Raw genomic sequence first — 20,510 nt, 5'->3', positions numbered from 1 at the left:
CCATCTGACGCAGCATCGCACCGGGGGAATCATGGACATCGTCGTAGCAGCGGAGTGCCCGGATGCGGGCGATCAACTCCGCTCCCTGTACGAATGGTTGGCCGAGGTCCAGCAATTGCGGGGCCGTGTCGACCTCAGCGAGACCCCGCCGGAGCCGGGCACGCTGGGCCCCGTGCTGGACGCGCTGACGGTGGCTCTCGGCCCGGGTGGGGCGGCCACCGCGTTCGCCACCGGCCTCATCGCCTGGCTGCGCAGCCGCCGCGGCGACGTCCACATCAAAGTGACGCTTCCGGACCGCAGTTCGCTGGAGCTGACGGCCAAGCGGGTGTCCGACCTGGACACCACCGCCCTGCAGCAGCAGGTCGACCACATGGCGGCTCTGTTGCGTCCGGAGCCGCCGCGGACGGACCCGTCCGAGCACCGCCGGCTCCCGTGACCGACCTGTCCGGCGCGGGTGTGCGGGCCCTGCTGATCGGCACCGCCACCCACCGGGGTCCCCTGCTGCCCTCGGTGCCCTCGGTCGCCCGGAGTTTCCACGACCTGCGGACCGTGCTGATCGAGCGGTGCGGGGTGCGTCCCGACCGGATGACCGCGGTGCTCGATCCGCCGGACGCCCAGACCATGGCCCGCGCCGTCGCCGAGGCGGCGCAACAGGCCGACACCGTGCTGCTGGTCTACTTCATCGGACACGGCCTGCTCGGGCCGGACGGAGAGCTCTACCTGGCCGCCGCCGGCACCGACCGGCTGACGCCCGGGATGGCCGAGCACCAGGCGCTGTCCGTCTCCTCGCTGCGGCAGGCGCTCCGGGCCAGCAGGGCGTCCTCCGTCGTGGTGGTCCTCGACTGCTGCTTCTCCGGGCGCGCGTCGCTGGGCGGCGGCCCCACCCTCCCCGCGTTCACCATGTCCCCCGCGCCCGGCCTCTACCTGCTCGGGTCCGCGGAACAGCTGGCCCACGCTCCGGAGAACGCCGAGCACACCGCGTTCACCGGCGCCTTCATCGACCTGCTGACGGACGGCGACCCGCGCGGGCCGCACGCACTGACCCTGGACGCGGCGTACGACGCGCTGTTCCGCACGCTGGGCGACCGGCAGCGGCCCTTGCCGCAACTGCGGGCCGGCGACCGCTCCGGACAGCTGGTCATCGCGCTCAACCCGGCGCACCCGCCGACACCCGAGGAGGCCGAACCACCCGCGGCCGGGCGCTGCCCCTACTCGGGCCTGGACCCGTTCGCGGTGGCCGAGGCCGATGTGTTCTTCGGGCGGGCCGCCATGACCGAGCGGCTCCGGGCAGCGGTGGAGCAGGCCGTCACACAGCCAGGTCCGCTGATTCTGGTCGGATCGTCCGGCTCCGGGAAGACGTCCCTGCTCAACGCCGGTCTGTTGGCCCGACTGCGGGACGACGGCGTGCCCGGGTCGGCCCGCTGGCCCAGCCGGCGGCTGACTCCCGGCGAGAGCCCGCTGCGGAGTCTGGCCGCACAGCTCGACCCCGCGGCCACCGATGCCGCCGCATCCCTGCGGGAGGACCCGGACCGCGCGGTCGCCCTGGTGGACCGACTGCTGGCCGGCCGGCCGGGAGAACGGCTGATCGTGCTCGTCGACCAGTTGGAGGAGCTGTTCACCCTCTGCTCGGACCCGTCGGAGCAGACCGCGTTCCTCCGAGCGGTGACCGCCATCGCCCGGCCGACCGGGGACCAGGCACCAGGCGCGCTGGTGGTCCTCGCCCTGCGGGCGGACTTCTACGCCCAGGCCGCCGCCCAGCCCGACCTGCTCGCTGTGCTGAGCGAGCGTCAGCTGCTGGTCGAGCCGATGACCGCCGAGGAGCTGCGTGCCTCGATCGAGAAACCGGCCGGCCGCTGCGGGCTGGTCGCTCGACGACGGGCTCGCCGACCTCATCCTGCATGAACTGGGCGGCACAGCCGAGGGGCAGCACCCGGCCGCGGCGCTGCCGCTGCTCTCGCACGTGCTGCAGGAGACCTGGAAGAACCGCGCCGGAAATCGGCTGACGGTCTCCGGCTACCGCGCGACCGGCGGGATCGCCAGAGCCATCGCGACCACGGCCGAGAACGTCTACGACCAGCTCGACCAGGACGGGCGGGAGGCGGTCCGGCTGATGCTGCCCCGACTCGTCCGGGTGGGCGAAGGCGTCGCCGACACCGCCCAGCCGGTGCGGCGTTCCGCGCTCCTGCACGGCCTGCCCGACACCGAGGTCGCGCAGGGCGCGATCAAGCAGCTCGCCGACGCCCGTCTGCTCACGCTGGAGCGCGACACGGTCCGGATCAGCCATGAGGCCCTGCTGCGCGAATGGCCCGAGCTGCAGACCTGGGTCGACGCGGACCGTGACTGGCTGCGCGCCCGCCAGCAGCTCGCCGACGGCGCCGTCGCCTGGCAGCGCTCGGGACGGGACCCCTCGCTGCTCTACCGGGGCAACCGGCTGAACACCCTGCGGGAACTGGCCGCGCAGACTCCGGCGCGGACGGCGGATCTCGATCCCGGCCTCGCCGAGTTCATGGGCGCCTCCTGGCGGCAGGAGCGCCGGGGCGCCCGGGTACGCCGGATCGCGGTGGCGATCCTCACCGCACTGGCGGTGCTGGCCACGGCAGGCCTGGTCGGTGTGGTGGTGTTCCAACGGCAGGCCGAGCAGGCGCGCCAACGCAACCTCGCGCGGTATCTCGCGGCCGAGGCCGAGGACCTGCGCGACCAGCAGCCGGGCCTGGCCAAACAACTCAGTCTGCTCGCGTACCAGATCAACCACGACGCCGGCCGCGGCGCGCTGCTGAACAGCCAGCGCACCCCTGGCGTGATCAACGCCCAGGAGGCGGCGCACGACCTCGCCTACAGTGCGGACGGACGGGTGCTCGCGATCTCGACCGGGGACTCGATCGTGCTCCGGGCCGGCAGCAACTCCGGGCGGATCCGCGCGGACGCGGTCGGCCCGATCGCCGTCAGCCACGACGGCCGGACCCTGAGCGCGGTCACCTACAGCAGTCGCCTGCCGAACACGGCCACGGTACGCCTGTGGGACATCTCGGATCCCGTCCACCCACGGCAGACCGCCGCGCTGAACGAGAACCACGCGGTGACCGCGCTCGCTCTCAGCACGGACGGCAGCACCCTGTTCGGCGGCGTCTCCACCGGCGCGATCCTGGTCTGGAACATCAGCGACCGCAGCACGCCGACCGCTCTGCCGCCGCTCCCGGGGCACTCCAAGCAGGTCGACTCGCTGGCCGTCTCACCCCGACGCGGCCTGCTGGCCAGCCTCAGCGTGGACGGCCGGATCCTGCTCTGGAACGTGGCCGACCCGGGACACCCGCACCAGGTCGGCGCCCTCACCGCGTCGCCGTACACCAGCAGTTCGGTGTTCGCGAGTCCACTGCACCGGTTGGCCTTCGACCGTACCGGGCTGCTGCTGGCGGCCCCGGTCCCGGTGAAGTCGGGGGACGCCCTGGGCCTGTGGCGGCTCGACGACCCGCGCGCGCCCCGGCGCATACCGGAGGACTCGTCGGTCTCACCGGACACCTGCTTCGACAGCCTGACCTCCCTGGCCTTCAGCCCGGCCCACGACCAGCTCGTCGGACTCTGCGGCGAGGACTGGCACGCCTGGCTGTACTCGACGGACTCCGATCCCGGCGTGATCGTGTCCGGGACCTCGATGACCGTCCAGGGTTCGTCCACGGAATCCGGCACCGTCGTCTTCGACCCGAGCAAGAGCCGCAGACTGCTGCAGACCACCGACCGCGGCGTCCTGGTCTGGTACCTGTCCAACGCCGCTCAGCCCGGAGCCAGCGACTTCGTGTCACTGACTCCCGGGACCGGGGGCCAGATGGCCTTCAGGGCGGCCGGCCGGAACGAGCTGCTCGCGGTGCAGGGATTCGGCGTCAACGACCTGGTGGACGTGACCCCGGGGCGGGAGAAGCGGCTGCTGGCCACCACACCGGCCCCCGACATGTTCACCGGCAGCGGGATAGCGCTGAGCCCCGACGGGAGCATCCTCGCCGACATCGAGGTCTACCCGGGCACGAAGCCCAAGACCCAGAACGTCGGTGTCCGCCTGCGCGACACGGCCCACCCCACCGGACCGCCGCTGGCCACGATCGGCGACGAACTGGTCGACGGGGTGCAGTCGATCGCCTTCAGCCCCACCCGGCCGCTGCTCGCCGTGTCGGACCTGAACGGCTGGAACGCCGCCAACCGATCGACGCCCAAGGTCAGGCTCTTCGACATCTCGGACCCGCGGCACCCGCGCCAGGTCGGCAGTTTCACCTCGACCTCACCGCGCATCGCCTTCTCCCCGGACGGCAGGACGCTCGTCACCGAGGAAGCACCCCTCGGGAAGCCCAAGGACTCCTGGCTGACCACCGGGGTACGGCTGGTGGGCCGGGACCTCACCGACCCCGCCCACCCCACCACCCTGTGGACCCAGCAGCTCAAGCCGGACGTCGACTCCGCGGACCTGGCGTTCCGGCCGGACGGCAAGCTCCTCGCGGCCTACCAGAGCAATGGAACGCTGCTGCTGTGGCATGTCGACGGACAGCGGCCGACCGGCGCACCGGTCAGCGTGACCATCGGCGAGTACGGCGGCCCGATCGCCTTCACCCCCGACGGAACCCGCCTGGCGCTGATCGATCAGAACATCACCACGGATGCGAGCGAGGGCGACCGCCCCGAGATCTGGGACCTCAGCGATCCCGACGACCCGGTTCGAGAGTCCTATCTGCCGATGTCCCCGGTCAGCAGCCTCTACGCCCTCGCCTACAGCCCGAACGGCCGCCTGCTCGCCATCCTCAGGGCCAGTGCCGGGGTGGACCTGTGGGACACCACCCCGGATCCGGTCATCAGCGACCTCTGCAACGCGGTGGGCGATCCGATCACCCGTCAGCAGTGGAAGCGCTACCTGCCCGACCGGCTGTACCAGCCACCCTGCCCCCCTGGTCAGTGAGGGGCCGCCAGCAGCAGGGCGAAGCGGTCGGCGGGGTCGGTCCACCAGTGGCGGACGGTGAGGCCGCAGTCGTGGAGTTCGGCGGTGAGGGAGTCGCGGCGGAACTTGTGGGCGAGTTGGGTGCGGATGTCCTCGCCCGCGGCGAGGTCCAGGGACAGGCCGAGGCCGGGGATGCCGACGGTCTGCGGGGTACGGGCCCGCAGGCTCATCTCCATGCGATCCGACCCGCTGTTCCAGCGGGCGACGTGATCGAAGGCGTCCGGGTCGAAGTCCGCGCCGAGCTCGCGGTTGAGAACGTGCAGGACGTTCTTGTTGAACGCGGCGCTGACCCCGGTCGGGTCGTCGTAGGCCCGGACCAGCTGCTCCGGGCTCTTCACCAGGTCCGCGCCGAGCAGCAGCTGGTCGCCGCCGCCGAGGACACGGGCCAGGGTGCGGTGGAAGGCGAGCCGTTCGTCGGCGCCGAAGCCGCCGACGGTGCTGCCGAGGAAGCTCAGCAGCCGCGGCCCGGGCTCGGTGGAGCCTGCGGAGGCGACGGTGCCGAGGCCGGTCTCGTAGTCGGCCACCGTGGCGGTCACCTCCAGGTCGGGGTAGTCGCGGCAGATCGCCCGGCCCGCCTCCTCCAGCGCGCTCGCGCTGACGTCCAGGGGCGCGTAGCGCCGCAGGGTCCCGCCCGCGGTCAGCGCGTCCAGCAGCAGCCGGGTCTTGCGGGAGGAGCCGGAGCCCAGCTCGATCAGGGTCGTGGCCCGGGTGAGCGCGGCGATCTCGGTGGCCCGGTGGGTGAGGATCTCCTGCTCGGCCCGGGTCGGGTAGTAGTCCGGCAGCCCGGTGATCTGCTCGAACAGCTCGCTGCCGCGCTGGTCGTAGAGCCACTTCGCCGGCAGCGTCCGCGGCACGGCGGTCAGCCCGCTGCGGACGTCCTGGTGCAGCGTGGCGGTGAAGAAGTCGGCAGGCAGCCGGTCGTCGACGGTGAGGCGGCTCTCGTTCATGGGTGCGGATCCTTGCGGTCGGAGCGGGAGCGCGCGTCCCGCAGGCTGACGTCGATGACGGCCTGCTCGACGTCCTCCTCGTCGGCGATGCCGGGCGGGAGGGTGCCCACGTCCGGGCGGGCCCGGAGGCCGTCGATGAGCACGGCGAGATAGCGGCGCCAGGTGTCGGACCCCGGGTCGAACTCGCTGACCGCGGCGGTCATCAACTGCAGCACCGGGAAGTCGGAGGGCACCACGTCGGCACGGAGCATGCCCTGCTCCTGGGCCCGCGCCAGCAGCCGCTCCACGGAGGGCTTCACCCGCCCGTGCATCTGCGCCTGCCGGGCCGGGCCGCGCCCGGTGCCCAGCATGACCTCGCGCAGGCCGCGGTCGAAGGACTGGATCTCGCAGACCCGGTACAGGCAGCGGGTCAGCCCCAGCCAGGCGTCCTGCTCGGCCAGGGCGTCGGCGAGACAGCGGTCGACGGTGTCGACCATGTCCTCGAAGAGCGCGTCGATGAGCTCCTCCTTGTTGGAGAAGCGCCGGTAGACCGTGCCCACACCCAGGTTGGCGTGCCGGGCGACGTCATTGAGCGTCGCCGCGACCCCCCAGTCGTGGAACACCTCCCGCGCCGCCGTCAGGATCAGCCGGCGATTGCGCTCCGCGTCCTTGCGCAGCGGCGGCTGCCGGGGGCTGTCTTCGGTCATGGCTTCGCTCTCTGGGCAGCGGACGCGGGGGGACGGCCACCTCATGGTAGCCGCGCAGCAGTTGGGGGGGGGTGATCACGGCGGGAACCAAGTGGATACGTTCTATCCGTTTAGTGCTAGGCTCCAGCGAAGCGGACAAGGGATCTCCGCTTACTTGACACTCGCAAGGAGAAAGCCATGCCCGTTCGGAGCCGACGCGCCATCGCCGTCACCATCCCCGGGGCCGTCGCGCTGGGGCTGCTCCTCACCGCGTGCTCCTCGGGCTCGGGCGGCAGCAGTACCGACGCCGCCTCGGCCACCGCCACACCCGCCACCACCGCGGCGGCCCTCGGCGCCTGCCCCCAGGAGCCCGCCCCGAGCGCGCCCCCGGCCGGAGCGGCCGGAGCCCCTGGCGCCGCCGGCGCTCCCCCGGGAGCGGCGATCACCACCGCCAAGACGGTGAAGGCCACCGACACCAGCACCAGCACGGTCATCGACCCGACCGGTCCGCAGATCCAGTGCGCGCAGGGCGGCCTGTCGACCTACGACGACGTCGTCTACTCCTCGCCGACCACCGGCACGAAGAAGGCCGACCTCGAGCTGGACCTCCAGGTGCCCAAGGGCTCCGGGACGAAGCCCCTGGTCGTGTACATCACCGGCGGCGGTTTCATCACCGACGACAAGGGGGCGAACCTCGCGCAGCGCACCTATGTCGCCGACCAGGGCTACGCGGTGGCGAGCATCGAGTACCGCACCACCCCCGCCGGCGCGACCTACCAGGACGGCGTCACCGACGTGAAGTCTGCCATCCGCTACCTGCGCGCGCACGCGGCCCAGTACGGCATCGACGGCACCGAGGTCGCCGTCTGGGGCCAGTCCGCGGGCGGGTACCTCGCGGCCATGGCGGGCACCACCAACGGCGACAAGCAGTTCGACAGCGGCGACAACCTCGACCAGAGCAGCGATGTGCAGGCCGTGGTCGACGAGTTCGGCGCGGGCGACCTGGCGAAGCTCGCCGACGACTTCGACCCGGCCACGCAGAAGGCCTACAACGCCCCGGGCAGCTTCATCAACTCCTATGTCTTCGGGCCGGGTTCCAAGAAGACCGTCACCGGCGACGCGGCGGCCGACGCGGCCGCGAACCCGGCGACCTACGCCAACGCGAAGAGCGCGCCGTTCATCCTGCTGCAGGGCGACAACGACCACATCATCTCCCCCAGCGAGTCGCTCGACCTCGCCGACGCCCTCAAGGCCAAGGGCGTCAGCGCGACCAGGTACGTGGTCAAGGGCGCCAACCACGGCGACATGTCCTTCCTCGGCGACGTCACGGCAGGCATACCGTGGTCGACCCAGAAGGTCATGGGCACCATCACCGGTTTCCTGGGCAACCAGATCCACAGCTGATACACCCGAGAGCAAGGCAGCGCGGCAGGAGACGACGATGGCTGACGACGATCCCCATGGTGCCCTGATCGGCCGTGACGCCGATCTGCGACGCATCGACACCTTCCTCAGGAGCATCTCCGGCATCGGCGGCACCCTGCTGGTCTCCGGGGAGCCGGGGATGGGCAAGACCGCGCTGCTGGCGGCGGCCACCGCCCGGGCGGCGGACGCCGGCGTGCCGGTCCTGCACGCGACAGCGGTGCAGTTCGAGGCCCGCACCGCTTTCAGCGGCCTCCGGCAACTGCTGCACCCGGTGCTCGGCGGGATCGACATGCTCAGCCCCGCCCACCGAGCGGCCCTGGCCGCCGCCCTGGGACAGAGCGGCGGCCAGGCGCCCGCGCACGAAGCCGTGGCGCGGGCGCTGCTGGCGCTGCTGACCCGAACGACCCGCGAACGGCCGCTGCTGCTGGTCCTCGACGACCTGCAGTGGCTGGACCCCACCAGTGCCCTGGTCCTGGGCTGGCTGGCCCGCCGTCCCATCGGCACCAGGGTCGGCCTGCTGGGTGCCGAGCGACCGGGAGCCGACAGCTTCTTCGACCACACCGGCCTGCCGGTCCACACCCTCGGGCCCCTCGACGACCGGGCCGCCGAAACCCTGCTGACCACCCATTACCCGGCCCTGGCCCCCAGGGTCCGGCAGCGCCTGATGGCGGAGGCCCGCGGCAATCCGCTGGCGCTGCTCGAACTCCCGGTCTCCCTCAGCGACTCCCAGCGCACCGCGGCGGAGGCACTGCCCGGGCACCTGCCGCTGACCGGCCGACTGCAGGCGGCGTTCGCCGCCCGCGTCAACGGCCTCTCCGCGGTCACCCGTTACCTGCTCCTGCTCGCCGCCCTCGAAGGCACCGGCGACCTGCACCTGCTGCAGACCGCCGTGGCCGGCCGATGCGACCTCAAACAACTCGCGCCCGCCGAGCGCGCCCAGCTGATCCGCATCGACGACCTCACCGGACGGCTCACCTTCCGTCACCCGCTGACCCGCTCCGCCGTGGTCGACCTGTCCACCAGCGACCAGCGCCGCCACGCCCACCTCACCCTGGCCCAACCCCTGACCCACCGACCCGAGCGCCAGGCCTGGCACCTGGGACAGGCCACCGTCCTCCCCGACGAGCAGGTGGCGGCGCTGCTGGAAGCGGCCGCCCGCAGCATGAGCCGACGCGGCGACGGCACCCTCGCCATCGCCGCACTGCTGCGCGCCGCGGACCTCAGCCCCGACAACGCCCAGCGCGCCCGCAGACTCGCCGAAGCCGCCTACCTCGGCGCCACCGTCACCGGAGACCTGCACGAGGTGCCCCGGCTGCTCGACCACGCCCGCCGCGCCGCACCCGGCCCGGGCCCCGGCCCCCTGGTCGCAGCCGTGGCGAGCTCCGCCTATCTGCTGAACGGATCCGGCGACATCGACACCGCCCATCGCCTGCTCTGCTCCGCCGTGGCCCTGGCGCAGACGCCGTACGACCCGGCGGACCCCACCCTGGCCGAGGCACTGCACACACTGCTGCTGGTCTGCTTCTTCAGCGGTCGACCGGACACCTGGCAGCCGGTGGACGACGCCCTGGCGAAGTTCACGGCCGACCCCGGCATCCTGGCGATCACCAGGGCGACCTTCGCCGACCCGGCCCACAGCGCCCTGCCCCAACTGCCCCGGCTCGACACGGCCATCACCGAACTCGCCGACGCCGCCGACCCGGTCCACATCGTCCGGGTGGGCATCGCAGCCGCCTATGTCGACCGGCTCGGCGGCTGCACCGAGGCACTCACCCGCGTCGCCGACGCCGCACGCGACGGCGAGGCCGTGGCACCGGCCATCAACGCCCTGTTCCTGCTCGGCAACCACGCCCTGCTCACCGGGCAGTGGGAGCGGCTGACCCAGGTCGCCCGCGAGGGGCTGACGCTGTGTCAGGACCACGGCTACCCGATGCTGGCATGGCCAGGAAACTTCCTGCTCGCCGCCCGGGCCGCGATCCAGGGCGACTACGCCGCCACCACCGCCCTGACCGACGCCATGGACCAGTGGGCCGGACCCCGCCGCGCCGGCACCGTGCGCCACTACGCCGCACACGCCCGCACCCTGGCCGCACTCGGCCGAGGAGCCTTCGAAGAGGCCTACCAGCAGGCCGGCAGCATCGCCCCGGCCGGCAGCCTCCCCCCGTTCGTCCCGCACGCGCTGTGGCTGCTGCTGGACCTCACCGAAGCCGCCGTCCGCACCGGCCGCCGCACCGAGGCACAGGACCACGTCGCCGCCGCCCGCAAAGCCGACCTCGACGCGATCTCCCCCCGACTCACCCTGCTGCTCCTCGCCTCGACCGCAATCTCGGTCGACAGCGGCGCCAGCGACTGGTTCGAAAAGGCCCTGGCCGTCCCCGAGGCCGAACGCTGGCCCTTCGACCTGGCCCGCGTCCACCTCTACTACGGCGAACACCTGCGCCGCGGCAAGGCACCCGCCCGCGCCCGACACCATCTCACCACCGCCGCCGACACCTTCCAACGACTCGGCGCACTCCCCTGGGCCCATCGAGCAGCCCAGGAACTGCGCGCCACCGGCGGCCGCCGGGAGGGCATGAAGCCTGTCACCGGTGACCTTCTGACGCCGCAGCAATGGCACATCGCCAAGCTCGCCGCCGCCGGCTTCACCAACAAGCAGATCGCTGAACGGCTGTTCCTCTCCCCCCGTACCGTCTCCACCCATCTCTACCAGCTCTTCCCCAAACTCGGAGTGACCTCACGGGCTGCACTACGCGACGCACTCGAACAATTGGGCGAGTAATAGATCCACTTATTCCCCGAACTACGTCATATGACGGAATCGAAGGTCCCAGCACCCTTCCTATCGTTGCCGAGGTGCACTCAGCAGTCCGACGAGCATGGGCCCGACGCTGTCGCTGGAGGGCGACGTCGCCGCCACCCACCAGGTCCTGGACGCCCTGGACGGGCCGACCGTGCTGGTCGGCCACTCCTACGGCGGCGCGGTGATCACCGAGGCCGGCAACCACCAGAAGGTGACCGACCTCGTCTACATCGCGGCCTTCGCCCCCGACAAGGGCGAGTCGGTGAGCAGCCTCATCGCCGATCCCCCGCCCGGGGCCCCGGTGCCGCCGATCCTGCCGCCCAGGGACGGCTTCCTGTTCCTGGACCGGGACAAGTTCGCCGCCTCGTTCGCCGCGGACGTCCCCGCCGAGCTGGCGGCCTTCATGGCCGACTCGCAGGTCCCCTGGGGCATCGACGCCCTCAACGGCACGGTGTCCCAGCCCGCCTGGCGGACCAAGCCGGCCTGGTACCTGGTGTCGGCCGACGACCGGATGATCCCCCGCCGGCCCAGCGCGCCATGGCCGAGCGGGCCGGGGCCGAGACCGTCGAGGTCCCCGGCAGCCACTCCGTCTATGTGTCGCGGCCCGACCTGGTGGCGGACCTCGTCAAAAAGGCCGCCACGCGCTGATGTCCCAAGCGGAACATTTGGCCACGTAATGGTAGATTCACCTTAACCGGAGATACAACCTCCAGATTGGTGAACTACTCATGTCAACCGTGGTCGAGGACATCCCCTCAGGGGCGGGCAAGGGCGGCGAAGCCCCCGGGCGCGGCAGCAACCTCCGCTGGCTGACCCTCGCGGTGATCGCCATCGCCCAGCTGATGGTGGTGCTGGACTCCACCATCGTGAACATCGCCCTGCCGTCGGCCCAGCAGGACCTGGGCTTCTCCACCGACAGCCGGCAGTGGGTGGTCACCGCGTACTCGCTGACCTTCGGCGGGATGCTGCTGCTCGGCGGCCGGGTCGCCGACCTGATCGGCCGCAAGACCGCGCTGCTGATCGGCCTGGCCGGTTTCGCCGGGGCCTCCGCGCTGGCCGGCGCCGCCTGGAACTTCGAGGTCCTGATCGCCGGCCGCGCCCTGCAGGGCGCGGCCGGCGCTCTGCTGGCGCCGACCGCGCTGTCCCTGCTGACCACCACCTTCACCGACCCCAGGGACCGCGCCAAGGCGTTCGGCATCTTCGGCTCGGTGGCCGGCGTCGGCGGCGGGGTCGGCCTGCTGCTCGGCGGGCTGCTCACCGAGCACCTCAACTGGCGCTACTGCCTCTATGTGAACCTGGTCTTCGCCGCGGTCGCCTTCGCGGGCAGCATGGTGCTGGTGCCGCGCGAGCGCGCCAACCGCAGCGTCCGGATCGACGTTCCCGGCGCCGCGGCGGTCACCGCCGGGCTGTTCGCGATCGTCTACGGCTTCGCCAACGCCGAGTCGCACAGCTGGAGTTCCGTCAGCATCTGGGGCTTCCTGCTGGTCGGCGTCGCGCTGCTGGCGGTGTTCGTGTGGATCCAGACCCGCTCCCCGCATCCGCTGCTGCCGCTGCGGATCCTGCTCGACCGCAACCGGGGGGCCGCCTGCATCGCCGTCTTCGTCGCGGGCGCGGGCATCTTCGGCGTCAACCTCTTCTTCACCTACTACCTGCAGAACACCCTGGGGTACTCCCCGGTCAAGACCGGGCTGGCGATCCTGCCCATGGTCGCGGCGATCATGACCACCTCCAACCTCTCCAGCGGCGTGCTGGTCCCGCGGTTCGGCCCCCGGCCCGTGGTCCCGGCGGGCATGGCCCTCGCCGCCGGCGGCCTGGCCTGGCTCACCACCCTGGACGCCGACAGCGGCTACACCGCCCACATGCTGCCCCCGCTGGTCGTCTTCGGCCTGGGCATCGGCCTGGTGCTCGCCCCCGGCATGAGCCTGGCCACCCTGGGCATCGCCCCGGCCGACGCGGGCGTCGGCTCCGCCAATGTGAACACCATGCAGCAGATCGGCGGCTCCGTCGGCACCGCCGTGCTCAGCTCGCTGGCGGCCGGTGCGGCGGCCGACTACCTGGTCGGCAGGCCGCACACCCGCGCGGTCGAGATCCAGTCGGCGCTGGACAGCTACTCCACCGCCTACACCTGGGCCGCCGTGTTCTTCGCGGTCGGCTGCGTCGCCTGCGCCCTGCTCTTCCGGAGCGGGCCCATCACCCAGAAGTCGGACACGCCCGTCGGCTGAGACGCGAAGGCTCACCATCCCACCACCTGAGAAGAGGCGCATCATGACGGCACCCAGTCGCGACAACCTGTCCGCACCGGTCTTTCCGCTGGCGAAGACCATCGCCAGGGGCGACGACAGCACCAGCACGGTCCTCACCGCGGACGGACCGCAGATCCAGATCGGCGGGACACCGCTCGAACAGCACCAGGACGTCGTCTTCGCGACCCCCTCGACCGACGGCCAGAAGATCGAACTGAAGCTGGACCTGCTGGCCCCCGACTACGGCGGCAGGAAGCCGCTGGTCGTCTACATCCCCGGCGGCGGGTTCATCATGTGCGACAAGGAGGGGGCGCGGAACCAGAAGGCCTACCTGGCCGAGCACGGCTATGTGGTGGCCAGCATCCAGTACCGGACCATCCTGCACGGCGCCACCTACCGCGACGGCCTCGCGGACGTGAAGGCGGCGATCCGCTACCTGCGCGCCCATGCCGACGAGTACGGGATCGACCCGGCCCGGGTCGCCGTGTGGGGCGAATCGGCCGGCGGCTACCTCGCCGCGATGACCGGTGCCACCAACGGCGCGCCCGAGTTCGAGACCGGGGACGACCTGGACCGGAGCAGCGCGGTCCAGGCAGTGGTCGACAACTTCGGCGCCGCCGACCTGTCGAGGATCGGGGAGGACTTCGACACCGAGGCCAGGCTGGCCCACCGGCTTCCGGGCAACGCCTTCGCCGCCTATGTCTACGGCCCCGGCACCGAGCGGTCGATCGGGGAGCACACCGACGAGGTGGCGGCCGCCGACCCGGCCGTCCGCGCCGGTTCCGACAGCCCCGCCTTCCTGCTCTTCCACGGGACCGAGGACCGCCTGGTCTCGCCCAGCCAGACCCAGCGGCTGCACCAGGCGCTGCGGGCCAAGGGCGTGCCGAGCACCCGCTATGTGCTGACCGGCGCCGACCACGGCGACCTGGCGTTCATGGGCGGCAGTCCCGAGGCGGCGCTCCCGTGGACGACCGAGGAGGTCATGGGCGAGCTGCTGGCCTTCCTGGACCGGCAGCTGGCCGGCTGACCGGCGGCCCGCCGTCGAGGGCGGCGAGCAGCTCCTCCTCGGCGAGGTCGGACATGGGCAGGGTGTCGGCGACGGCGGGGTGCGCGCGCAGGCCGTCCAGGATCAGGTGCAGATAGCGCCGCCACAGCTCGGGGTGCCCGGTCTGGTCGGTCACCGCGGCGACCATCAGCTGGATCATGGGGAAGTCCCAGGGCATCGCGTCCTCGCGCAGCATGCCCTGCTCCTTGGCGCGGGCGAGCAGCGCGTCCGCCGCGGGTTTGACCCGCTCCTGGACCCGGGACTGGCGCTTCGGTCCGTTGCCGGTGCCCAGCATGACCTCGCGCAGCCCCCGGTCGAACGACTGCAGCTCGCAGGTCCGCTCCAGCGCGGTGGTCAGCCCGCGCCAGGCGTCGGGGTCGGCCAGCGCCTCCGTGGTCACCTCGGCGACGCGGTCGATCATGTCGTCGAACAGCGCGTCGACCAGCTCCTCCTTGTTGGCGAAGCGCCGGTAGGCGGTGCCGACGCCCACCCCGGCGTGTCGGGCCACGTCGTCGAGCGTGGCCCCGAGGCCGCGCTCACGGAACACCTCGTGCGCGGCGGCGATGATCCGGCGGCGGTTCAGCTCCGCGTCGCGCCGCAGCGGAGGGTGTCCGGATCCCGGGGGTGCTGCCATCGAGGTGCCTCATCTGTTCAAACGGCGAATAGCTCTCCGCTTCATCCTAGAGCGGCGTCCCGCCCGCACCGGGCCTGGCCATGGCGGCAGTATCGGAGATAGGATCTCCACATGTCGCCAGCCACCTACTCAGGGTCCGTGGCGCGCGCCGTGGACGCCGCGCAGCGCCGTCTGCTGAAGCTGCCCGCCGCCCGGAACCGCTACACCGCCGAACGGGGCCTGCACGTCCCGACCAGGGACGGCGCGCACCTGCTCACGGACCACTACCAACCGCTGACCTCCGCTCCGCGCGGCACGGTGCTGGTGCGCACGCCCTATCGGCGCGGCGTTCCCGAGAGCCTCTTCCACGGCCGGATGCTGGCCGCACGCGGCTACCACGTGGTCATCCAGAGCGTCCGCGGCACCTCCGGTTCGAGCGGTGAATTCCGGGCCATGGCCCAGGAGACCGACGACGCCCAGGACGCCGTCGCCTGGCTGCGCGAACAGCCGTGGTTCGACGGCAGGCTGGCCACCCTCGGCGGCTCCTACCTCGGCTGGACCCAGTGGGCCCTGGCCCAGGACCCGCCTCCCGAACTGCGCGCCGCCGTGGTGGTGGTCGGACCGCACGACTTCCGGCGCGCGGTCTACGGGACCGGCGCGCTCACCCTGGGCGACTTCCTCGGCTGGAGCGCCACCGTCCTGGCCCAGGGCCAGGGCAACCCCCTGCGCAGCCTGCCCGGGGTGATCGCCGCAGCCAGGCGCGCCAAGGCGGCGGTCGACGGCCTGCCGCTCGCCGACGCGGCCGAGGCAGCGCTGGCCGGAAAGGCGCCCTGGTTCCGCGCGTGGCTGGCGCACCCCGACCTCGCCGACCCGTTCTGGGAACCGCTCAACGCCGAAGCGGCGCTGCACCGCATCGACGTCCCGGTCCTGCTGATCGGCGGCTGGCAGGACCTCTTCCTCGACCAGACCCTCGAGCAGTACCGGGTGCTGAGCGCACGCGGCCTCGACCCGGCGCTGACCATCGGCCCCTGGACCCATCTGGACACCGCGGTCAAGGCCTCCCCGGTCATCGACGGACAGGCCCTCAGCTGGTTCGACCAGCACCTCGCGGGCGAGGGCGGGACGTCGCCCGCCCCGGTGCGGAATCTTCGTCACCGGGGCCGGGCAGTGGCGGGACCTCCCGGCCTGGCCGCCCGCGACCACCCCGCAGGTCCACCGGCTCCGGGCCGACGGACGGCTCGCACCGACCCCCGACACCGAGGCCGACGCTGGTACTGGAAAGGCCGCCGTGGTCGGCTTCCGCTACGACCCCGCCGACCCCACCCCCAGCGTCGGCGGCCGCACCATGGCGCGGGACGCCGGCGTGCGCGACAACACCGCGCTGGAGGCCCGGCCCGACGTCCTCAGCTTCACCTCGCCGCCGCTGTCGGCGGACCTGGAGGTGATCGGCGCGCCCACCGTCGAGATCGTCCTCAGCACCGACAACCCCCACACCGACCTCTTCGTCAGGTTCTGCGAGGTGGACCGGCGCGGCGTGTCGCACAACATCAGCGACGTCTTCCAGCGGCTGGACCCGAACCGACCGACTGACGGCCCGACCACCGTGCGGTTGACGCTGACCCCCTGCGCCCACCGGGTGCCGGCCGGGCACGCGCTGCGGCTGCAACTCTCCGGGGGCTCCCATCCCCGCTACGCTCGCAACCTGGGCACCGACGCCCCGCCCGGCGCCGGCAGCACCGTCGTTCCGTCCCACTACAGCGTGCACTGCACCGGTTCCTCACTCACCCTCCCGATCGACCCGTCCCAGGGCCTCCCCCGCTGAGCCGCAGGAGCTGCCGTGTTCTTCCCCCTCACCATCCGCGACTTCCTCGACCGGGCCGAACAGGTCTACCCCGACCGCGTCGCGGTCGTCGACGAACCCGACCAACCCGCCGTCTCCCTGGGCGAACTGACGTACCGGCAGCTCGGTGCGCTGGCCCGGGCCCAGGCCGCGCGCCTGGACGAGCTGGGGGTGCCCACGGGCGGCCGGGTCGCGGTGATCTCGCAGAACTCCGCCCGGCTGCTGACCGCGTTCTTCGGGGTCTCCGGCTGGGGCCGGGTGCTGGTGCCGGTCAACTTCCGGCTGGCCGCGCCCGAGGTCGAGTACATCGTCCGCCACAGCGGCGCCGAGGTCGTCTACGCCGACCCCTCCTGCGCGCACCTGCTGGACGGTCTCGACGTCCCGCACCGCTTCGTCCTCGGCGAGGACGACCAGCTGTTCCGGGAGGGCGCCGAGCCGCGCCCCTGGGCCGAGCCCGACGAGGGCGCGACGGCGACCATCAACTACACCTCCGGCACCACCGCGCGGCCCAAGGGCGTGGAGCTCACCCACCGCAGCCTCTGGCTGAACGCCACCGTCTTCGCGCTGCACGCGCAGCTCGGCGACCGCGACGTCTACCTGCACACGCTGCCGATGTTCCACGTCAACGGCTGGGGCATGCCCTACGCCGTCACCGGCCTGGGCGGCCGGCACATCGTGCTGCGGCAGGTCGACGGCAAGGAGATCCTGCGCCGGATCCAGCAGCACGGGGTGACCTTCCTGTGCTGCGCGCCCGCTGTCCTCAACTCCGTCCTCGACGCCGCCGCCGACTGGGACGGCGAGATCCCCGGCCGCGACCGGGTCCGGGTCATCTGCGCCGGCGCCCCGCCGCCGAGCCGCACCATCGAGCGCGTCGCCGGGGAGCTCGGCTGGGAGTTCCAGCAGATCTACGGGCTCACCGAGACCGCGCCGCTGCTGACCGTCAACCGCACCCGCAGCGAGTGGGACGACCTGTCCCCCACCGAACGCGCCCGCCGGCTCGGCCGGGCCGGCGCGCCCGCCCTCGGCGTCCGGATCGCCCTCGACACCGACGGCGAGGTGCTGACCGGCACCAACCACGCCCTCAAGAGCTACTGGCAGCAGCCCGAGGAGACCGCCGCGGCCCAGGCCGGCGGCCTGTTCCACACCGGCGACGGCGGCTACCTCGACCAGGACGGCTACCTCGTCATCGCCGACCGCAAGAAGGACGTCATCATCACCGGCGGCGAGAACGTCTCCTCGATCGAGGTCGAGGACGCCCTCTGCGCCCACCCCGCCGTCCGCGAGGCCGCCGTCATCGGCACACCGGACGAGAAGTGGGGCGAGCGGGTCACCGCACTCGTGGTGCTGACGGGTCCGGGGGCGGTCACGGCGGAGGAGCTGATCGCCCACTGCCGCACCCGGCTGGCCGGCTACAAGTGCCCCAAGCAGATCGAGTTCACCGACACCCTCCCGCGCACCGCCACCGGGAAGCTGCAGAAGTTCAAACTCCGCGAACCCTACTGGACCGGACAGGAGCGCCCCACCCACTGACCGGAAAAAATCCAGTTTTTTGCTAACTTTTCTCAGAGTCTTGCGCCGCCACCCGTCCCATGTGAGCCTGGCGTCCCTGAGCGGCAGACACTCTGAGGGGACCACGGTCGATGGCTGAACCGGTGTCGGGAACGATCCTGGGCGGCGCGCGGATGACGGACCGGATCGTCGTGCCGTTCGAGGGGCCCGGCGCCGGCGTCGGCGAACTGACCTGGGGTCAGCGCAAGGTCTGGACGCTGATGCAGCAGGCCGGCACGTCGATGAGCATGGGCGGCGCGGTGCCCGTGACGGACGGCAGGACGGTCCGGGACCTCGCGGGCGAACTGCGGTTCTTCCTGTGCCGCTACGCGTCGCTGCGGGCCCGGATCCGGACCGGGGCGGACGGCGGCCTGGTCCAGGAGGTGTCCGGCTCGGGCCAGGCCGTGCTGGGAATCGTCGACGTCCCCGACGGCGGCGGCCCTGAGGGCGGCGACCTGGAGGGCGGCGACCCGGCCCTGGTCGCCCGGGACCTGGCCGCCCGGTGGGAGGCGACGCCGTTCGACCACGCCGAGGAGTGGCCGATCCGGATGGCCGCGGTGCGGAGCCGGGGCGTGGTCACCCATGTGGTCGTGACGATCTCGCACGTTGCCACCGACGGCAGCGGAATCGCGCTGATGCTCGGGGAGTTGGGCGAGCGCGATCCGGTCACCGGGGAGCCGAAGAACCCGGCCTCGGCGCTGGGGCCGCTGGAACTGGCGGCGCTGCAGCGCACGCCCTCGGTCCAGCGGCAGAGCGAGCTCTCGCTGCGCCACTGGGAGCGGCTGCTGCGCGCGGCCGGGCCCCGGCGGTTCGGCCCCTACGTGGACCGGGGCGAGCCGCGCTACCGGCGGGCGATCTTTGAATCCCGCGCCCTGCACCTGGCGTCGAAGGCGGTGGCGGCCCGGGTCGGCCGGTCGACCACCACGGTGCTGCTGGCCGGCTACGCGGTGGCCGTGGCCCGGCTGACCGGGATCACCCCCGCGCTGATCCAGGTGGTGGTCAGCAACCGGTTCCGGCCGGGCCTGGGCGACGTGTCCCATCCGCTGTCCGTGAACGGCCTGCTGATGGTCGAGGTCGCGGACGCCTCCTTCGACGAGGTGGTGGACCGCACCCGGCGGGCCTCCGCGCTCTGCTCCAAGTACGCGTACTACGATCCGGCCCAACTGGAGGAGCTGCGCGCCCGGGTCGACCGGGAGCGCGGCGCGGAGGCGGTCGAACTCTCCTGCCTGTTCAACGACCGCCGGCTCGGCATGGGCGTGGAGTCGTCCGGCCCGGTGGCGCCGACCCGGCCGGAACTGGAAGCCGCGCGGGCCGAGAGCGCCCTGCGCTGGGGCGAGCCGTTCCCGCGCTACCTGGACAAGCTGATGATCCAGGTCGGGGCCGCCCTGGACACGGTCGAGCTGGAGATCCAGGTGGACACCCACCATGTGTCCGCGGACCAGGTGCACGCGCTGATGCTGGACCTGGAGGCGCTGGTGGTGGGAGCGGCGTTCGACCCGAAGCTGCCGACCGGGGTGCGGCCCGCCGGCGTGCGGGTTCTGCCGTAGCGGACCCCACCACGCTAGGCGCGGCTGCCGGCGGTGCCGCGCTGCCCCGGGGCCTGCCGCCCGCCCGAGCGCTTGGGCCCGGTCGCGGGCAGGTCGCGCAACCTCTGGATGTGGAGCTCCTGGGTCTCCCGAGTGACCGTCAGAAAGTCCACCACCAGCTCCCGTTGCTCGGGACTGAAGCGTTCGAGCACGCGCGCGGAGTCGTCGAGGAACGGGGTCATCAGGCCGAAGGCGCGCTTCAACGCCTGCGGGGTGATCCGGACCAGGGTCTTGCGCCGGTCGGTGGGGTGCGGGGTGCGGGTGAGGTAGTCCAGCTTCTCCAGCCGGTCGAGCATCGCGGTGACGCTGCCGGTGGTCAGCCCCAGCTTGGCCGCGAGCCGGCTGGGCGCCACCTCCTCGGCCCCGAGCAGCAGCTCCAGACAGCGCAGGTCGGTCTCGTTCACGCCCATCAGCCGAGCCAGCTCGCGGTCGAAGTCGTCCACCGCGCCGTGGTACGCCTGCACCGCCGCGCCCAGGCGGACCTCGACCGGACCCACATCGTTTGACATTCGAGTAACTCTCCATTCAAGATATAAATAGCTCGACAACCAAGATACTCCCATCCCGTCGGGCTTCTGGAGAGGAGGCCCAGCAGTTCGGCGGCGCGGTCGGCATCGCCGTCATCGGCAACGCCTTCTTCGGCCAGGTCCCGAGCAAGGGCTTCACCGCCGCGATCGTCCACGCCGCGCCCTGGGCCGTCGGCGCCTACCTGACCTGCGCGGTGCTGTGCCTGGCCCTCCCCCGCAAGGCCGTCGGCAGCCAGGCCGACCCCCTCTGACCCACCCTGACCGCTGCCGCCCAGCAGTGGTCACCACCTCAACCA

At 72.3% G+C, this 20,510-nt stretch carries 14 protein-coding genes and 2 pseudogenes; 12 read left to right on the top strand and 4 right to left on the bottom strand.

The window, feature by feature from the left end; genetic code table 11:
- Nucleotides 1-31: 31 nt before the first annotated feature.
- Genes ACXKR8_RS47320 through ACXKR8_RS47310 form a run of 3 tightly spaced genes read left to right on the top strand, consistent with a single transcriptional unit; the run spans nucleotide 32 to nucleotide 4,936 of the window.
- Nucleotides 32-436 (top strand): effector-associated constant component EACC1, encoded by a 405-nt coding sequence (locus tag ACXKR8_RS47320; protein ID WP_458270726.1) that lies wholly within the window; start codon nucleotides 32-34, stop codon nucleotides 434-436.
- Complete coding sequence (locus ACXKR8_RS47315) at nucleotides 433-1,902, top strand: caspase, EACC1-associated type (protein ID WP_462100162.1); 1,470 nt, start codon at nucleotides 433-435, stop codon at nucleotides 1,900-1,902. The genes ACXKR8_RS47320 and ACXKR8_RS47315 overlap by 4 nt, the downstream gene beginning before the upstream one ends.
- Nucleotides 1,826-4,936: an nSTAND1 domain-containing NTPase gene (locus ACXKR8_RS47310; RefSeq protein WP_462100161.1), complete on the top strand. Its 3,111-nt coding sequence runs from the start codon at nucleotides 1,826-1,828 to the stop codon at nucleotides 4,934-4,936. The genes ACXKR8_RS47315 and ACXKR8_RS47310 overlap by 77 nt, the downstream gene beginning before the upstream one ends.
- On the opposite strand, the gene egtD is transcribed toward ACXKR8_RS47310, so the two are convergent.
- A complete protein-coding gene (egtD, locus tag ACXKR8_RS47305) occupies nucleotides 4,930-5,922 on the bottom strand; it encodes an L-histidine N(alpha)-methyltransferase (RefSeq protein WP_458270724.1) in 993 nt (330 codons plus the stop codon). The genes ACXKR8_RS47310 and egtD overlap by 7 nt on opposite strands.
- Nucleotides 5,919-6,608, bottom strand: a complete 690-nt coding sequence (locus ACXKR8_RS47300) for a TetR/AcrR family transcriptional regulator (protein WP_458270723.1) — start codon at nucleotides 6,606-6,608, stop codon at nucleotides 5,919-5,921. The genes egtD and ACXKR8_RS47300 overlap by 4 nt, the downstream gene beginning before the upstream one ends.
- A 177-nt stretch (nucleotides 6,609-6,785) precedes the next feature.
- On the opposite strand from ACXKR8_RS47300, the gene ACXKR8_RS47295 reads away from it, so the two are divergent.
- The 5 genes and pseudogenes from ACXKR8_RS47295 to ACXKR8_RS47275 all read left to right on the top strand — a co-directional run bounded on the left by ACXKR8_RS47295 (nucleotide 6,786) and on the right by ACXKR8_RS47275 (nucleotide 14,082).
- Complete coding sequence (locus tag ACXKR8_RS47295) at nucleotides 6,786-7,991, top strand: alpha/beta hydrolase fold domain-containing protein (protein WP_458270722.1); 1,206 nt, start codon at nucleotides 6,786-6,788, stop codon at nucleotides 7,989-7,991.
- Nucleotides 7,992-8,028: 37 nt separating this feature from the next.
- Nucleotides 8,029-10,791 (top strand): helix-turn-helix transcriptional regulator, encoded by a 2,763-nt coding sequence (locus ACXKR8_RS47290; RefSeq protein ID WP_458270721.1) that lies wholly within the window; start codon nucleotides 8,029-8,031, stop codon nucleotides 10,789-10,791.
- A 103-nt stretch (nucleotides 10,792-10,894) separates the two neighbouring features.
- Nucleotides 10,895-11,460, top strand: a pseudogene (locus ACXKR8_RS47285) (alpha/beta hydrolase); the annotation flags it as partial.
- A gap of 80 nt (nucleotides 11,461-11,540) precedes the next feature.
- Nucleotides 11,541-13,034 carry an MFS transporter gene (locus tag ACXKR8_RS47280; protein WP_458270720.1) on the top strand — a complete coding sequence of 498 codons (1,494 nt, stop codon included), beginning with the start codon at nucleotides 11,541-11,543 and terminating at the stop codon, nucleotides 13,032-13,034.
- A 43-nt stretch (nucleotides 13,035-13,077) separates the two neighbouring features.
- A complete protein-coding gene (locus tag ACXKR8_RS47275) occupies nucleotides 13,078-14,082 on the top strand; it encodes an alpha/beta fold hydrolase (RefSeq protein ID WP_458270719.1) in 1,005 nt (334 codons plus the stop codon).
- Here the strand turns inward: ACXKR8_RS47275 and ACXKR8_RS47270 are convergent.
- Complete coding sequence (locus ACXKR8_RS47270) at nucleotides 14,036-14,734, bottom strand: TetR/AcrR family transcriptional regulator (protein ID WP_458270718.1); 699 nt, start codon at nucleotides 14,732-14,734, stop codon at nucleotides 14,036-14,038. The two genes, ACXKR8_RS47275 and ACXKR8_RS47270, sit on opposite strands and share 47 nt — an antisense overlap.
- 111 nt (nucleotides 14,735-14,845) lie before the next feature.
- On the opposite strand from ACXKR8_RS47270, the pseudogene ACXKR8_RS47265 reads away from it, so the two are divergent.
- The 4 genes and pseudogenes from ACXKR8_RS47265 to ACXKR8_RS47250 all read left to right on the top strand — a co-directional run.
- A pseudogene (locus tag ACXKR8_RS47265) lies at nucleotides 14,846-15,820 on the top strand (CocE/NonD family hydrolase); the annotation flags it as partial.
- Nucleotides 15,750-16,535: a CocE/NonD family hydrolase gene (locus tag ACXKR8_RS47260; RefSeq protein ID WP_462100738.1), complete on the top strand. Its 786-nt coding sequence runs from the start codon at nucleotides 15,750-15,752 to the stop codon at nucleotides 16,533-16,535. The pseudogene ACXKR8_RS47265 and the gene ACXKR8_RS47260, both read left to right, overlap by 71 nt.
- A 15-nt stretch (nucleotides 16,536-16,550) precedes the next feature.
- Nucleotides 16,551-18,083: an AMP-binding protein gene (locus tag ACXKR8_RS47255; RefSeq protein WP_458270716.1), complete on the top strand. Its 1,533-nt coding sequence runs from the start codon at nucleotides 16,551-16,553 to the stop codon at nucleotides 18,081-18,083.
- 110 nt (nucleotides 18,084-18,193) lie between these two features.
- Nucleotides 18,194-19,648: a condensation domain-containing protein gene (locus ACXKR8_RS47250; protein ID WP_458270715.1), complete on the top strand. Its 1,455-nt coding sequence runs from the start codon at nucleotides 18,194-18,196 to the stop codon at nucleotides 19,646-19,648.
- A gap of 14 nt (nucleotides 19,649-19,662) precedes the next feature.
- On the opposite strand, the gene ACXKR8_RS47245 is transcribed toward ACXKR8_RS47250, so the two are convergent.
- A complete protein-coding gene (locus tag ACXKR8_RS47245; RefSeq protein WP_458270714.1) occupies nucleotides 19,663-20,196 on the bottom strand; it encodes a MarR family winged helix-turn-helix transcriptional regulator in 534 nt (177 codons plus the stop codon).
- Nucleotides 20,197-20,510: the final 314 nt, after the last annotated feature.

The organism is Streptacidiphilus sp. PAMC 29251 (genome assembly GCF_054208735.2).
This window is presented reverse-complemented; position numbering and strand designations above follow the sequence as displayed.

What these genes read in the sequence shown, in the direction of transcription:
- ACXKR8_RS47295 (WP_458270722.1), top strand. Translation starts at nt 6,786, where the DNA reads ATGCCCGTTCGGAGCCGACGCGCCATCGCCGTCACCATCCCCGGGGCC.
- ACXKR8_RS47300 (WP_458270723.1), bottom strand. Translation starts at nt 6,608, where the DNA reads ATGACCGAAGACAGCCCCCGGCAGCCGCCGCTGCGCAAGGACGCGGAG.
- ACXKR8_RS47245 (WP_458270714.1), bottom strand. Translation starts at nt 20,196, where the DNA reads ATGTCAAACGATGTGGGTCCGGTCGAGGTCCGCCTGGGCGCGGCGGTG.
- ACXKR8_RS47280 (WP_458270720.1), top strand. Translation starts at nt 11,541, where the DNA reads ATGTCAACCGTGGTCGAGGACATCCCCTCAGGGGCGGGCAAGGGCGGC.
- ACXKR8_RS47250 (WP_458270715.1), top strand. Translation starts at nt 18,194, where the DNA reads ATGGCTGAACCGGTGTCGGGAACGATCCTGGGCGGCGCGCGGATGACG.
- ACXKR8_RS47275 (WP_458270719.1), top strand. Translation starts at nt 13,078, where the DNA reads ATGACGGCACCCAGTCGCGACAACCTGTCCGCACCGGTCTTTCCGCTG.
- ACXKR8_RS47270 (WP_458270718.1), bottom strand. Translation starts at nt 14,734, where the DNA reads ATGGCAGCACCCCCGGGATCCGGACACCCTCCGCTGCGGCGCGACGCG.
- ACXKR8_RS47320 (WP_458270726.1), top strand. Translation starts at nt 32, where the DNA reads ATGGACATCGTCGTAGCAGCGGAGTGCCCGGATGCGGGCGATCAACTC.
- ACXKR8_RS47290 (WP_458270721.1), top strand. Translation starts at nt 8,029, where the DNA reads ATGGCTGACGACGATCCCCATGGTGCCCTGATCGGCCGTGACGCCGAT.
- egtD (WP_458270724.1), bottom strand. Translation starts at nt 5,922, where the DNA reads ATGAACGAGAGCCGCCTCACCGTCGACGACCGGCTGCCTGCCGACTTC.